The sequence below is a fragment of the Rhodoferax sp. GW821-FHT07F03 genome (genome assembly GCF_059418745.1).
Genome location: NZ_JBWKQM010000004.1, coordinates 45,405 through 59,740 on the forward strand (window position 1 = coordinate 45,405; position 14,336 = coordinate 59,740).

Here is a 14,336-nt window from a genome sequence, read left to right on the forward strand (position 1 = left end):
ATCCGCGTCAGGATGGGGCTGGGGCCAATCGAGACCGGCAGCAACACCAGGTGGTACAGTTATGCTTCATCTAACGGCACGCTTATGATTCAAGCGACAGTTGTTGGTATCGCCCTGTTTGCGCTTCCCCTCTCGGCAGGTTTATGCCTGCAGCGACACCTCTTCCGAACGCACTATTGACACAATCTGACCTTCCCTTTTTGCTCGACACGCTGGACGCCAACGCTCCCTTGGCGCAGCGCCATCTGTGGCTGATTGGCTTGCTGGATTGGATACGCGGCGACGGCAGTTCTGCCGACGCATCGGTGCGCCGGATGCAGTTTTTCCTGGAGGCGCTGCAGACACGGCCGCAGCTGCAGGAGGGCCTGCGTGCCTGGTGGCTGGTATTGCTGCAGACCGTAGACAGCACCACCGTGTTGGCCGACTATGGCTTTTCGCATAGCTCGGCATTTCTGAGCGAGCTGGCTGGCCGCCTGGGCCGCAAGATTCTGCCCGCTACCCCTGAAACTACCGATGCCGCGGAGCTGTTCAGCCTGGTGCTGAGCGACAAGGCCGATGCGGAGTGGTTGGCGGCGCTGGACAGTGGCAGCTTGCAGTGCCTGGCTGGGCTGCTGACGGCGCCTTCCCGCACGCCGTGCGTTACTCTGTGGCAAGACGCTTTGCTGCAGGCGATTGTTTTTTGCACCAGCCAGATCCGCGCCACGGGCTTTGCCTCTGAGCTGCGCCTGCGCATGAGTGACGGTGCGCGCCAGGCCCAGCCGTTTAGCGATCTGTCGGCTGATGTGGATGCATTCCGTCTGGCCTTTATCGCCACGCCACGCGAGCCTCAGGAGCTGGAGGCTGCGGCGCAGCGCCTGCGTGAGCGCCTGGAGCTGTGTCGCCAGGCGGCGGCCAGCGTGTATCCGCATTTGAACGAGCACGGCATTTCGATCAACCTGGTGTTCATGTTGCGCCAGCTGCGCGAGCGGGTATTGCGGGTGCGCGACCTGATGGATGGCCTGGTCTCGCCCACACCCGAGGCCAGTGCTGCGCGCCTGGTATCCAAGCTGACCGAAGCCGGGCAGGAGCGGCGCAGCGTGCGCGCCCTGGTGCGTGTGAATGCCTCCATGCTGGCGGCTAAGGTGACCGAGCGCAGTGCCGAAACCGGCGCGCACTACATCACCCGCGACCATGCCGAATACCGTGGCATGCTGGCCAAGGCGGCGGGCGGCGGGGCGGCCACCTCGTTGACCACCTTGTTGAAGTTCGCGATTGGCGCCCTGGGCCTGACGGCGTTCTGGTCCGGCATGGTGTCTGGCCTGATGTATGCCGCCAGCTTTGTGTTGATTCAGCTGCTGCACTGGACGCTGGCCACCAAGCAGCCGGCCATGACGGCACCTGCCATGGCGGCCAAGCTCAAGGACCTGAGTGGCGGCAGTGCCGTGGACGAATTTGTGGACGAGGTGACCCACCTAGTGCGCTCCCAGGTGGCGGCCGTGCTGGGCAATGTGGGCATGGTCGTGCCCTGCGTCTGCCTGATCAGTTTTGGCATGCTGTGGCTGGGCGGCAAGCCCATGATCAGCAAGACCGAGGCCGCACATGTGTTTCAAACCTTGCATCTGCTCACGCCCAGTACCTTGCTGTTCGCGGCCTTCACCGGCGTGCTGCTGTTCCTGGCCAGCCTGATTGCTGGCGCGACGGAAAACTGGTTTGTGCTGCACCGCCTGGATTCGGCCCTGCGCTACAACCCGCGCATCACCTCCGTGCTGGGCGTGGCGCGCGCCGACCGCTGGGCGCATTTCATGCGCGAGCATATTTCGGGCTTTGCGTCGAATATTTCGCTGGGCTTCATGCTGGGCCTGTTGCCGCCGGTGTTGGCTTTTGTGGGCCTGGGGCTGGAGGCGCGCCACGTCACTTTGTCGTCCGGGCAACTGGCGGCAGCGGCTTCGGCGTTTGGCGCCCATGTGTGGACTATGTCGGCGTTTTGGTGGTGCGTCGCGGCGATCCCGCTGATTGGCGCGCTGAACCTGACGGTGAGCTTCTTCTTGGCCCTGCAGCTGGCGCTGGGCGCCCATAGCGTCAGCGGCCTGGACCGCCTGCGCCTGCGTTCGGCTGTGTGGCAGCGGGTGCGCCAGCAGCCGCTGAGCTTTCTCTGGCCGCGCCGCAAGTCTTAAAGAAAATATGCCTCCAGCGCAGGTGCTACCTGCGCTGGAAGCTATTATTTTAGGAGTCTTCCTCGGGCGCAGGCTTCAACGCCAGGGCGGCGCTGTACAAGAGTTTGCGCGGCTGGCCGGTGATGTCGGTACACAGCTGCACCGCGGTTTTCAGCGGTAGCTCGGCCAGCAGCAGCTTGAGTATGCGCAAGTCTTGTTCTGGCGTCTCGGCGGGTGGGGCAGGGTGTACCACCACCACAAATTCTCCGCGTGTGCGCGATGCCTGGGCTGCCAGCCAGCCGGGCAGTTCCTGCGCCGGCACGGTGGCAATTTCCTCAAACTGCTTGGTGAGCTCGCGCGCCATGGTGATCGAGCGTGCGCCCAGGCATGCCAGGCTGCGGGCCAGCGCCTCGATGCGGTGGGGGGCTTCCAGCAGCACCACGGCGCGTGGTTCGGCCAGCAGGCCTTGGGCTGCGGTATCGCGTTCGGCCGCCTTGCTGGACAGAAAACCAATGAACACAAAACCCGTGTCCTGCACGATGCCAGCTGCGCTGAGCGCGGTGGTGATGCTGCTGGCGCCAGGCAGCGGTACCACCGGCAGGCCCACTGCCCGTGCCGCAGCGGCCACGCGGGCGCCGGGGTCGCTGATGGCGGGCGTGCCCGCGTCGCTCACATAGGCGATGCGCTCGCCCTGCTGCAGGCGCCGCACCACGTTCTGGGCGGCCTCGGATTCGTTGTGCTGATGCACTGCCAGCAGCTGCGACGATGGCTTGTCGATACCGTAGGCGCGCAGCAGAGACTGGGTGTGGCGTGTGTCCTCGCAGGCAATCGCATCCACCAGACCCAGCACATGCAGGGCGCGCAGGCTGATGTCACACAGATTGCCAATCGGCGTGGCCACGATATAGAGCGTGCCCGCCGGATAATGCTGCGAAGACGCGGCCTCGTGGGCGGCGTTCAAGGCGGAAGCAAAAGAAGCGCTCAATGGGTTTCCTCAAAAAATTAGCTCTGACACGCATGGGCACGGCGCCGACCACCAAGCAAGCCGGTGATGCGGCCGAAGACCAGGCGCTGGCGCATTTGCAGGCCCAGGGCCTGCGTCTGCTGGAGCGCAATTATCGGACGCCCGGCCGGGGCGGCGGTGAAATCGACCTGGTGATGCGTGCGCCGGACGGCACGCTGGTGTTTGTCGAGGTGCGCAAGCGCGCAAATGCGGCCTTTGGCGGTGCCGCAGCCAGTGTCAGCACCACCAAGCAAAAGCGCATTGTGCTGGCGGCGCGCCACTACCTGCTGGGCCTGGCCACGCCACCGCCGTGCCGCTTTGACGTGGTGGTGCTGGAGGCGCAGGGCCTGCAATGGCTGCGCGCCGCATTCGACGCCGCTTGAAACGCCGCTTACCCCGTGGCTACACCCTGGCTACATATGGTGTCCCTGACAATTGAACGTGAGTTAGTCGTCGTTAAGAATCAAAGAGTTACGGTGATGAATATTGTTCAATTGCAATGATTGAGGTGCAATTTGACAAATCAAATTCAATTATTTCTGCTGATTTGGAGAAGTACGTACGCTGAAAATCACCCACCTCTACGAAAATCCGCATACGCAGTCGCTAGTGACTATTACGGCGGCGCTGCTTAACGCCCGATTTCTCATAGTAGATCTCAATTGGTGGGTACTTCGTGCGCTGCCGGAATTGGCGCTAGATGCGCCTGGTAGAAGTCCTAGCGCTGTTTGTATGTCCTCAACGCACCCCAGCAGGCTTTCAACTCACCAGCTGTATTTCATCCAGGCGCAGGATGTTCATGCGATTGCTCGTCTTCGGTAAGCTTTCTGGAGTCCTTCGAGCTCAATGAAGGCATATAGGTAGCCACCAGTTCTTCGACTAACTGTGCTTGCAGCAAGTCCTTGCCGGCTTTGCGAGGGTCTCTATCGGGAAAAGCGGCAAGCTGTCGTTTGATATGTGCAAAACTGACGGGGTCAACAGCGGTCATCATCGCCATTTCGCCGCTCGTGGCCACCACCATCTGGCTGAACCGGGCCGCGCCAAGAAGCCGATCACCGGTCGGAGCTTGAACTGCCCAAACATCGTCTTCGTCATCACTCAAGCGAAACGGATGCGGGTCACCATCCTTGGCTACGCGTCGGATGACATCGATCTCAAAACCGGTCGAGTTGATGACTGTTTCCTTTCTATCCTCAACTCTCTCGAATGTCCTATCCGCCTTCTTGAGAATTCCCAGGAACGACGCCTGCGCTTCCTTCATCTTTGACACGAAAGCCAAATGCTTACGTGTGTCCAGGAGGAGATCAATATCTCGGGTAGCCATGGCCTGTGGCATGAACCGAACGCCGCAAGCACTTTCATAGGCATAAAGAGAATGCGTGCCGACCACCGTGAAATGTTCGCTTAGCCCTGCAGCTTCGATGGCGTTGAGAACATCGACGACCAGCGTCGGAACGCGTCCGACTCGCAATGCCCTGTTGAGCCTTTTTTGCTCGTCGTAGGTCTGCCTGAGGGATGCCAGCCGTTCTGCGACATCAGCTTTGCGAGACGAAAAGCTGTCAAAAATCTTAACGGTCTCTTCGGTTTCAGGACCGAGGGATTTTTGGGCGCCCTTGGTCGACGTGCGGATGAGGTATTTCTTGCCGCCCATCTCACGCCAGATCATCCCGCCTCGGGTCTGCTGCGCTGCTTTCTGCACTCGCAGCAACTCCCGGTAGACGGTCTCGGCATCTATGTACTGCCGGTTCTGGCTTTCACTGTTTTCAAGAAAATTGGTCATTTTTCAATGTGAATCTGGATTTCTCCAACTTACATTGAAATATCATAAAAATCAATAGCTTAGTCTTCTAGATTGTCCGATCACGTCGATCTTGTACCCAAGATGCGATCATGACTCGACACATTTAGCATCAAGCCGTCTTTGGACTTTTACAGGTACAGTTTTCTCAGTTAGTGAAAATTTTTAGCTTTACTCTCAATCCGTAGAAGTTCTACCACTTGGCCCAGTGCCATGACGAAAGCTGGGGAGAAGAGGTTGCCTGAGGAACCGTACCTTAGTGACCTTAAACAAATAGCGGTCGTTGTACCCAGCGGCCAGAATCGACGTGTGGAAGCTGGGCCGTTAGCCACTCAAAATCGTGAAGTTCAAGCCAGCGAACATATTTCGAACCATGGCGAAACAGCTCTTTTCTTCCCCAGGAAGGATTGGCCGCCAACTTGGAACGAACCCAAGATCGTCTCTCGTGCAAATTGGATGCGTCTATCAAGGTTTTACGTGCATTTTTCACTTCTGGATTTGATCTTAACGCGTGGTTTAGCGAGGTTACGCTAAATCCGGTAGTTAAACTAATTCTGCTTAAACTAATTCCCTCGTTGAGAGCGGCCCATACCTGAACTGGAAGTAGTTCCTCTGCCGCATATTCCCGGCACAAATACGGCAGTTCAAATTTGGCTTGAAAGGGTGGTTGATTTTTAAGTTGTAACTTAATTTCATCCCAGCACGCAGTAGCCGCAATATAGGTTGCCCAGCGCAGCATTAGTTGGCTATTTTCAGATGGAAGAGGAAATTTCTGGATTGCGCGGAACTGGCTTCCTATAAAAGGAAGTCCTTTGGATCGGTACCAACGATTAATATAATGCGCAGTAAAGTGACTTGGGCTTGGAATTTCACCGGTATTAGCCAGATGATTGGCCAGTGCAATCCTCAGACTTGATGGTGTGGCATTTTCATATTGATTAAAACCCCATAGCACCTGAGCCAGGTGTTGAAGCCAGTGAATTTTTTTATCATTTTTACCCTCTTCTATTGTTGGGTGGTCATTAATCAACTCATCTACCCTAATCCAGCGCTTATCCTTTGATTTTGGTGAAAAGGATGTTGATTTGAGTTCAATCCCATGACGCGGACACACAACTACCCCAGAAAACTGATGCTCTAGTCTCCAAGCGCCTCGGCCTATTTTTTCCCGATCTTCGACTACGCAATGTACGCAATACCTTAGAGATAGATCCGTTTCTTTCGGTAAACGAGGGCGTTTGTCTGAATTGGGTGATTTGTAGAGATCGTTAATTGTCTTCGTTGGGTTGAATCGCCTGTACAACCCGATAACGGTTCTATTGTTTAAAATATCTTCGGAGTTGCCCGCGCGATTTTCCGTAAAGTTGCAAAAGTGATTTAAATTGGCTGGGCTAAGATGACGCCCGACGGCTGAATGATCGCCAAAAAATAAATGTGAACTTTCACGATGGCTTAGGTGACCCAGTAAGTGATGCAACGAGCTGCAAATGGAGTAAATTGTCTCAGATGCTCCGATTGGTGGAAAAAAATTGGTTTTACTGATCATTTAAAATGACCTATGCGTCATCGTCTAGCGACTTCTTTTTGACACTGCGGCTTAATTTTTTATCTGTATCTGGATCCCAGTAATCTGGATTTTTTGCCCGACCTTTACGCAGATTTTCTATAGGGTCCGTAAGCATGGAAAAGCTTTCCTGCATTACTACTTTGAATAAATTGACTGAAAGCGGCTGCCTTGATAAGAGTGCTTCCTCAATAACTGCCACATAAAGACTGGTTATTACGCCAGGAATGCCTGCGGTCAATTGGAATATGGTTTTTCTAAAATCCTCATTGACAGCCACCCAAGGAGTAGAAAGTTGAAAGGAGAATAAATAATTAATCAAACTTTCAAAAAAAGGATCTTCGTAGTTGGTCGGAGTCTTTATAACGATATGCGGTCGCCTATTTGCTCTTCTGCTACTTTCAAAGCTCGTTTTAAGGACCTCGACTGCAGCAGGTGTTCCACTAAGAAGTAGCGAGCAACCAATCGTATTCGCCAATCCTATTAACATTGACATGGACAAAAGTCTGGCCTTTCTATCACCCTCTCCCCAGCGCTGAATATCGTCGACGTGGAGTAGACCGACGCAATGAGTGCGCAGAGCTCTTGCTAAATGAACTTTCATAGTTTCTGCGGAACTACTTTCCATTTGGTTGAAGTAAGACTGCTTTCCTCTGAGTTGCAAAACTTTGTCGAGCGCACGAGCAATATTATTCAAAAATCCTTTTGGACTGCCGTTCAGTGGAGCATCAACACTTAGCCAAACTACTTGAAGTAACGTAAGCGGCCTATTTTTGTATTCTGAGTGCTTGGTTAGTTGCGGGAAAAATTTGAGTATTGATCTTATGAGTGTGGATTTTCCAACTCCACTCCAACCGAGAATTGTCATTGCATCGCTTTGCAAATCTAGCGTTTCTTTTTCTGAAAATAAATCTGAATCTATGGAATTGATGTCACCAATAAATTGGCTCGTCATCGGATTCGATTTGGAGTATGCATTGTGGATCATGCTATAAATCCTCCTCATCAAAATAGGGGTCTCCAGTCGTGGTAGATTTATTTCCAGAAGAGTTGATGCCTCGTAAAAACTATTTGGATCATTCGTCCGTGCAATAGAGAAATCACCCTTGGGTGCAATAAGAAGTTCCTCAAATAAGGCTTTGTCATTGGGTAGTTCTGGGAGTGCTTCACTCAGAGGATTCCCCTTGCAAAAGCTAGGTACAGTCGATGCAGAGTATTGGGCCGGTCGTGCAATCATGATTTATTTTTATTGGATATTTTTCTTAGTGCTGCCATGAAATCATTGCTGGCGAAAGATGAAGCCGACCAATTTGCTAAGACATCTTCTTCATGCGTTTTGCTGTCGTCAGCAGGTTTAGCTGTGAATTTTTGACCATTTATCTCGTTGTTTCGATTTTGGCGAATACTTTTTGTCTTTTCTGATTTTGATATTGGTAATTCTTTGTTGGCGATAGCCGTCTTGGACCTTGCACTTGCGATGAGACTATTCATTTCATGCGTTATTGAAGTCTGAAGCCCCTCGTTCTGCATTTTGTGAATTGAATGTTTTGTTTGTTCGACGACGAAGTATTCCTCCAGATCAAAAATACTACCCGCACAAGGCATCTCAAGCAGAGTTGACTCGCGGAGTTGGCTTTCTCCTTTAAGATGAATATAAGATTGTTTGGAGTGGACGGGGTTTCTATAGAGATGAACCGGGCTACTCAAAAGTCCGGCAACTCTTAACTGAGGGTCATTCATCCACGGTGCGCCCCATCTGTTGTTATCAATATGGATGCCTTCAGAACCTATTTCACAAATACTTCCAGGTAATAGTTTTGTTACGAGTTCGTCGTTAGTGAAGTATGCCGGCGAGCCGTGTAGATTTTCTAACCCCCAATTAAAGTAACCACTGGGCCCTGGCTCCGTAGCAGTTTCGTCTTTTAACATTGATGGTAAAAGTTTCTGTGTTGAACGTCCTAACGCATTCCATTGAAGAACGGAAAGAAGAATAATTCGGGTGAATTCCTCCATCGTCAAAATTGCATCCAACCGCACATCCGGTTGTCCTCGTTCTCGAACTCGTCCCCGCGTGCTGCCTGGAATCCAATGGATGGAAAAGTTATTAATAGTCTTAAAAATTCGTTCTACTGCAGCTTTCCACTGAGGTGTATAAGCTGAAGGCATTCCCATCGCACAGTTTAATGCGCTTGCTGCTTCTCTTCCTATTGAAGACAGTAATTCCGCCCTGTCAGGCAAGAATTCATATGGTATTGGTGCACGTGGGAAAAAATGAGAGTAAGCATTCAGACTATATTTGGTGAGCAACTCCGTTTTATTACTCAAAGCAGAGAAAAGAGCCATTTTTGCTTCAACTCCGCTAGGGGCTCGGAGTGAGATGTGAATTCCCAAAACAACCGATGTGAGAGCATCGACCACAAAATATAATAATGGTCGGCCAATAATTCGTGTTCTATCCCAAGAGCAGACTAGGTAAACATCGGCCAACGTACTGTCAATCAGTATCGAATGGCCAGGGCAAGGGATATGAGATCTTGAACTTCCCGTGTAGACACGGAAGCCTCTTCTTGTTATCTCGATCAGTTTTTTTGTAGAAAATGTGTAAGCGAGAGCTTTGTGGATCTTCTCGGAGTTGTAAACAAACTGACTTCTAGTTATGAATTGATCTTCGGGCAACGTCTCCGGCACAACCTTTCCGTTGGCTAGTTTATGCACTTGCTTTACATTGAATATTGCCTTGAAGTTTTCATAGTTCCACTGAAGACTATTGTCATGTTTATAGCCGCCACTATTTATATATGCAGTTAAATTTTTGTGGTCATCTTCGTTAAAATTTCTTCCATTGCGTTCGGGGTTGCTGCCATTGCGCACATGCTTATATTGTCTTCCTAGCTTTTTCTCTACTTTGCGTGGTGTTTTCCTTTCAGCGGTTTTCCGGCGATCTATTACCGCAGTATCGATGTCATAGGCAGCATCCAAGAGACGAAAAAATAATCGCTTTGCATGTTGATTTGCGAATTCTTTCGCTGCTGCCAGTTGAAATATTGGTTTATAAGAACGCTCTACAATAACCTCATGCAAAAGGTCAGGATTGCACAGTGCTGTAAGGAAATCGCGTGTTTTATCTAACTTCGCAATTGCCTTTTCCCTTTCTTTTTCTTTTCTCTTTTTCGGTAGTTGCGGCACTACGAGGTTTTGCTGGCGCTCAATTTTCACCGCAAACTTCTGGTTAAGAAGATTTTCTAGATCCTTGCAGGCTATTGAATTTATTGCGCGATGTCTTGGAGCGGTCGCTGTTGGAGAGTTACCGTCCTTGGTTTGTTTTTGCCTTTTTAAAAAAACCACCTTTCGAACGGGATCCAAGTAGATATAAATATAAATTCCGCGGGGTAGTCGATCGCTTAGATTGATCAGATAAATATCCCCAATTGTCATGGGTAATTGGGGAGGGTCTTGATTATGAATATTAGGCACGATATGGCTCAATTTTTGAGAAAAATCTAGATAGCCGTGTATTTATATTCTTCTCATTTAAAACCGCAAATTTCCATGGTTCATTCAATGGGTGGAGATTGCCGGACTCTTCGTTCAGTGTCACAGTCACTTGACCGCTGAATATGGCAGCTTTAAATTGATTAACTGCATCCCCAACAAAATCTGAACCTCGCCATTCTTTTAGTTGATCTTTTAGGGGCCGGTATGTGTTGCAGTCACTTAGGAAGACTAGGAATTCCTTATCCGCTCCTGTTGGGTAGCTTCGTCTGCTCGTATATGACCATATGAGTAGATCGATTAGTTGATAGTCCAAATGGCGCTCTGTTAGAACATATAAATGTCTGTTGCGTTCTTTCCAATATGCCGCTTGTAGCCGGAGTAGTTCAAGGCCTCGGCCATCTTTGGGTACCAAATCGTGAGGACGGACATAGATTGCGCATTGCTCGTTCCTAGGGGACTCAATGATCAAATCCGTGGTGAGAATTCGTGGAACTTCGTCGTTCACTTTTGGATGCTTAATTTCGAGCAATTCGGCAATCGACAGCGTTCCTCTTCCTTTCATTTGTTGCACTAGAAAACTCATATCATCATCTGCTGCCGAGAGTGGGAATTGCTCACATGTTACTTTTGCACCCAAATGCAGAAGTAACAGCCAAATAAATGTCTCTAGCCAAGATAAAAAGTGATGCTCTCTTTCCGATACTGGATCGTTCATTATTTGAGAGCGCCCATGTGAAGAGAATTCGTTTCGACCGATTTTTATGTAGGCGGAGTAGTCCTTGCCCGGCAGTCGGCCCCTCACTTGTTTTTTCGCACGTTTTTGAAAGGCTTCTTCCTTGCTTATTTTCTTTCGAGGTTTTATTGAAAACACTTATTAACTCCACAGATTGCGCCCCAAGATTGGGCTTGATTGCGTGGTCGTATGAGAAATAGCTCCGCCTAGCCGCCATCCACGTGTCGCATCGTGGCAACGTGTTTATGGCAACTTGGAGAGCGGTTTGGGCAACTAAATACAGCGGCAGCGCTGATTCAACTCACGCGGCTTGACGCGTAAGAGACGGCTGCCTAAGATGATGCTGTCCCCCCTAGGGATACAGCACTCCAAGGCTCTGACGTGGGCTGTCACCCGCGTCAGAGCCTGCTGTTTTAACTGCCACTCATCGTGACCACTCCTTTTTTCTTGGGCTGACGCGTTCTTCGTCCGCCTGTAATAATCCTGATCGTTCATCGGCTTGCACCAGATATTGCGCAACCCGCTGTGCAAGTGCAAAGCGGCCCTTGCGATTCGACATTTTTAAGAACTCCATCTTTAGTTGTCCCCGCTCCACGGCCCGGTCAAATGCGTCCCCACTCGGGAAACGAAGGGTCTCTACGATCGCCTTTCTATCTAGGACAGGTCCGTATCGCTGCATCAGAAACGTGCAAATGCGCTCTTCCAACAAAACGGTGGGCTGGTGTGGGTTCGCCACAGAAATTGGGGCGTGCGGATGAGAGCCTTCATGCATTCTGAAATGATGGCTCCAGCGGGCGTTCGCTGCAACGCCCTTCTTACGGGCCTTCTTGCGTGCAACGCCCTCTTTGTTAGGGAAATTCCGATGCCGTAGTCTTGCGCGCAGACAGTTCTAATCCCTTTGTTATTTTGTTTCGCATAGTTGGGTATCGGCGGAAGTCTTTATTCCGAGGGTGATTCCCATGGTTTGAAATATCTAGGGACACAATTGCGCTTTCCGCCATTCGATGGCCAATTAATTGGAGCTAGAAATATCCTTTGAGCAGCGCGATTACTCAAAGAATAGATGTGCCGTTGCAAAAGGACTGAGGCTGATGTGGGAGAGCATCGATGACCGTGAAATAGGCTGTTCCGAAAGCGCTTGGACGAGGTGTTTTTCCGTGTGTGTGGGTGCTCTCGAATGCCGATGGATCGTTCTGATGTTCTCCACTTGTAGTTCATAAAGTGAAGTACTTCTATTGGATTGGCGCAAGCGCGAGAATTTTCTATTCCATCGAAATGCGTGATACAGACTACAAAGAAGCTCCTGTTTGAGTCCCGGCTAGCGTCTAGAATTTTTATTTTTGATGTGGCGGCGTTGCCACACATTAGGCAACCTGGCCCAACCAAACGGATTCCTATGGCAACGGTACATCAGCCTCGTCTTGAGGATTTGAAGCTCCTTGGTCGCATAGCTGACACTCTGCTCGCCCATGCTTATGCGATGTCAAACTTGAGCTCGATCGAGGCGAGCATATGCTTGTTTATTTGTAATGCAGGCGTGAACGCGCGCGTATCTCCAGCGCTTATCGGAGACAGTCTTGGTATTCGTAAAACTGTTCTCGCCAATCACTTAAAGGGGCTTTGTTCCAAGAGGCTGATTTCACTTACGGAATGTAAGCCGGAGGAGGACAAGCGTCGACGCTTCTATGCGCTGACGGCGGCTGGTAAAAAATCGATTGAATGCTTTACAGAGCAGGCGCAGGCGGCCGATGAAGTTGTTTGCCACATGTACTCAAGAAAGGATGAGATACATCTGCTTGGTTTATCCCGCCGGTTTAAGCTTGCTGCAGCGAGCGGAAATTTATATAGCTTGGAGCATTTACGAGATGCGTTTAATCGAGGAGATGTTCCGATTACACGAAACGCAAGCGGGTGGAGAGCATAACTTGGACCGGGGGATGGAGTTCTTGGACTACCAGGAGATCTAATAGTCACCTTCCTGCCTACGGGCAGTACAAACGCCGCAAGATTACAGAGATGAACAGCGTGACCGTTGTAGGAGTGTGGCTTGTCCACTAGACAAGCGGGGGTGCGGCGTAAAACTTGGACTGGTTTATGCCGTTATTCCGAGGCTCGCCCGGTATTCGATGGGACTGAGTGAGCCGAGGGAGATCTTGATGCGCTTTTCGTTATACCAGCGGATGTAAGAGTCAACGATCTGGATGAATTGGTCAATCGTGATGTCCTGCAAGTTTCGAGGATAGAACATCTCTGTTTTCAACCGCCCGAAGAAGTCCTCACAGGCTGCGTTATCCGGTGAACATCCTTTACGCGACATCGAACGAATCAGCTTTGCGTTGCGCACCCGTGAGAGCCACCCAGGCCAACGATAGTGAGCTTCACGATCAGAGTGAATGACAGGTCTGCTTTTGCTGCTGGCTACCGTCTCAATGGCAGCATCCAACATCGTATGCCCTCGGACATAACCTGATCCCTTGTAATCACTGAGTTCAGCGTGTTCGGCCTGGGGCAGGCGCGCATCCGCAAAGAATCGGTTGGTACGCTCTTGCTCGCGGGCCTGCAGCGGAAGTTGACGGTTCAAGCGCTCTGCAACAAAGGCGGGCGTTCGCGCGCTGCCGTTGTGCAGCACCGTGAACCCCTCGTAGCACAGCTCGCGCTGCTGGGGAATGCCTGGGGCCATGGGCGCGATCCCATTTGCGAAGAACTGCGGGCAGGCGGTAAACCGAGAAGATGTTGTTGCGCCACGGCTCTGCTCGGTACGTGGTCCGGACGCTGTCGGCTGCAAACCGCAGCTGGTGGTCTGAAACGCAACGATCGCTGCAGTGACCAGCGCGACACCAAAGCGACGTACCGTCGCAGAGGGGAGATTCTGGTTGTGGCGAGAACTGGAATGGGCGCTACGACGCTTACGAGACTTCTTCTGGATCATGCGGCGCCGAGTTTACCGGGCAGTGGCCACATCTAGGTGTGGCCAGTTCAGTCTCACAGCGTGGGTAATTCAGAACGGTTATGGTTTGACCGACAGGTCTTCCGCCGTCTTGCCAGCTTCCAGGGCGGCCTTGAACCAGCCAGGTCGCTTGCCGTGGCCGGTCCAGCTGTTGCCTGCTTCATCTTTGTATTTGATGACGGACTCGGTCTTCTGCTTGGTCTTGTTGGCGGCCACCTTTGCGACCGAACCCGCAGCACCCGCGCGCTTGCCTTTTGCTTGCGCCCGTGTTTTGGTTTCAAACAGATCGGCCGGTGTCAGTCCATAGAAGTCAATCGCACCGCGGATACGTTCGATAACACCACCGACTTCTTTCACCTTGATGGCTGCTGCTTCTTTTTGTAGTTTGTCAATTTGACGCTGGATGCTGCTGAAGGTTTTGGCCATGGAGGTTTCTGAAGTAGTGAGAGAAGGAATGCAGAATTGGTTTTTGCCCAATTTGGAGGATATCCGCATTTGATTTTAGTGACATACGATCCGTGATGGTTTAAGCACTGCGGCAGTCGAGCACGAGAGAGGATCGCATTGCGACGCCAATATTGACAGCGTGCCTAATCAGGCAGACATTGTTCATCCCGAATTCAGACAACGGATGCGCCACGCCCAATATTGTGGCCAAGATCGT

The 14,336-nt window shown here is 51.5% G+C and carries 12 protein-coding genes; 3 read left to right on the top strand and 9 right to left on the bottom strand.

Annotation, left to right across the window (positions count from 1 at the left end; all coding sequences use genetic code 11):
- Window positions 1-176: 176 nt before the first annotated feature.
- Window positions 177-2,153 carry a transporter-like protein TlpB gene (gene tlpB / locus AC07R0_RS06690; RefSeq protein WP_495104287.1) on the top strand — a complete coding sequence of 659 codons (1,977 nt, stop codon included), beginning with the start codon at window positions 177-179 and terminating at the stop codon, window positions 2,151-2,153.
- 49 nt (window positions 2,154-2,202) lie between these two features.
- Here tlpB and rsmI read toward each other — a convergent pair whose 3' ends face one another.
- Window positions 2,203-3,117, bottom strand: a complete 915-nt coding sequence (gene rsmI / locus AC07R0_RS06695; protein WP_495104288.1) for a 16S rRNA (cytidine(1402)-2'-O)-methyltransferase — start codon at window positions 3,115-3,117, stop codon at window positions 2,203-2,205.
- Here rsmI and AC07R0_RS06700 point away from each other — a divergent pair.
- Window positions 3,117-3,518, top strand: a complete 402-nt coding sequence (locus AC07R0_RS06700; RefSeq protein WP_495098736.1) for a YraN family protein — start codon at window positions 3,117-3,119, stop codon at window positions 3,516-3,518. The two genes, rsmI and AC07R0_RS06700, sit on opposite strands and share 1 nt — an antisense overlap.
- A gap of 395 nt (window positions 3,519-3,913) precedes the next feature.
- Here the strand turns inward: AC07R0_RS06700 and AC07R0_RS06705 are convergent, their stop codons facing one another.
- The 6 genes from AC07R0_RS06705 to AC07R0_RS06730 form a co-directional block, all read right to left on the bottom strand.
- On the bottom strand, window positions 3,914-4,915 hold the full coding sequence (locus AC07R0_RS06705; RefSeq protein ID WP_495098737.1) for a GSU2403 family nucleotidyltransferase fold protein: 1,002 nt from the start codon (window positions 4,913-4,915) through the stop codon (window positions 3,914-3,916).
- Window positions 4,916-5,198: 283 nt separating this feature from the next.
- Window positions 5,199-6,479 carry a TniQ family protein gene (locus AC07R0_RS06710; RefSeq protein WP_495098738.1) on the bottom strand — a complete coding sequence of 427 codons (1,281 nt, stop codon included), beginning with the start codon at window positions 6,477-6,479 and terminating at the stop codon, window positions 5,199-5,201.
- Between the two features lie 10 nt (window positions 6,480-6,489).
- The gene (locus AC07R0_RS06715; protein ID WP_495104289.1) at window positions 6,490-7,485 is read right to left on the bottom strand and encodes an ATP-binding protein; all 996 of its coding nucleotides are present in this window, start codon (window positions 7,483-7,485) and stop codon (window positions 6,490-6,492) included.
- Between the two features lie 245 nt (window positions 7,486-7,730).
- Window positions 7,731-9,971 (bottom strand): TnsB C-terminal domain-containing protein, encoded by a 2,241-nt coding sequence (locus AC07R0_RS06720; RefSeq protein ID WP_495098740.1) that lies wholly within the window; start codon window positions 9,969-9,971, stop codon window positions 7,731-7,733.
- Window positions 9,964-10,863: a PDDEXK family nuclease gene (locus AC07R0_RS06725; protein WP_495098741.1), complete on the bottom strand. Its 900-nt coding sequence runs from the start codon at window positions 10,861-10,863 to the stop codon at window positions 9,964-9,966. The genes AC07R0_RS06720 and AC07R0_RS06725 overlap by 8 nt, the downstream gene beginning before the upstream one ends.
- 286 nt (window positions 10,864-11,149) lie before the next feature.
- Window positions 11,150-11,497 carry a hypothetical protein gene (locus tag AC07R0_RS06730; RefSeq protein WP_495098742.1) on the bottom strand — a complete coding sequence of 116 codons (348 nt, stop codon included), beginning with the start codon at window positions 11,495-11,497 and terminating at the stop codon, window positions 11,150-11,152.
- Window positions 11,498-12,121: 624 nt separating this feature from the next.
- On the opposite strand from AC07R0_RS06730, the gene AC07R0_RS06735 reads away from it, so the two are divergent.
- Window positions 12,122-12,649 (top strand): winged helix DNA-binding protein, encoded by a 528-nt coding sequence (locus tag AC07R0_RS06735; protein ID WP_495098743.1) that lies wholly within the window; start codon window positions 12,122-12,124, stop codon window positions 12,647-12,649.
- A 168-nt stretch (window positions 12,650-12,817) separates the two neighbouring features.
- On the opposite strand, the gene AC07R0_RS06740 is transcribed toward AC07R0_RS06735, so the two are convergent.
- Together AC07R0_RS06740 and AC07R0_RS06745 are read right to left on the bottom strand one after the other, a co-directional pair.
- Window positions 12,818-13,654: an IS3 family transposase gene (locus tag AC07R0_RS06740; protein ID WP_495098744.1), complete on the bottom strand. Its 837-nt coding sequence runs from the start codon at window positions 13,652-13,654 to the stop codon at window positions 12,818-12,820.
- Window positions 13,655-13,732: 78 nt separating this feature from the next.
- Window positions 13,733-14,098: an H-NS histone family protein gene (locus AC07R0_RS06745; protein ID WP_495098745.1), complete on the bottom strand. Its 366-nt coding sequence runs from the start codon at window positions 14,096-14,098 to the stop codon at window positions 13,733-13,735.
- Between the last annotated feature and the right edge of the window lie 238 nt (window positions 14,099-14,336).

Bases quoted from the DNA above. Each gene is read 5' to 3' on its own strand.
- AC07R0_RS06700 (WP_495098736.1), top strand. From the start codon at position 3,117: ATGGGTTTCCTCAAAAAATTAGCTCTGACACGCATGGGCACGGCGCCG.
- AC07R0_RS06705 (WP_495098737.1), bottom strand. From the start codon at position 4,915: ATGACCAATTTTCTTGAAAACAGTGAAAGCCAGAACCGGCAGTACATA.
- AC07R0_RS06710 (WP_495098738.1), bottom strand. From the start codon at position 6,479: ATGATCAGTAAAACCAATTTTTTTCCACCAATCGGAGCATCTGAGACA.
- AC07R0_RS06715 (WP_495104289.1), bottom strand. From the start codon at position 7,485: ATGATCCACAATGCATACTCCAAATCGAATCCGATGACGAGCCAATTT.
- AC07R0_RS06730 (WP_495098742.1), bottom strand. From the start codon at position 11,497: ATGCATGAAGGCTCTCATCCGCACGCCCCAATTTCTGTGGCGAACCCA.
- AC07R0_RS06735 (WP_495098743.1), top strand. From the start codon at position 12,122: ATGGCAACGGTACATCAGCCTCGTCTTGAGGATTTGAAGCTCCTTGGT.
- AC07R0_RS06740 (WP_495098744.1), bottom strand. From the start codon at position 13,654: ATGATCCAGAAGAAGTCTCGTAAGCGTCGTAGCGCCCATTCCAGTTCT.
- AC07R0_RS06745 (WP_495098745.1), bottom strand. From the start codon at position 14,098: ATGGCCAAAACCTTCAGCAGCATCCAGCGTCAAATTGACAAACTACAA.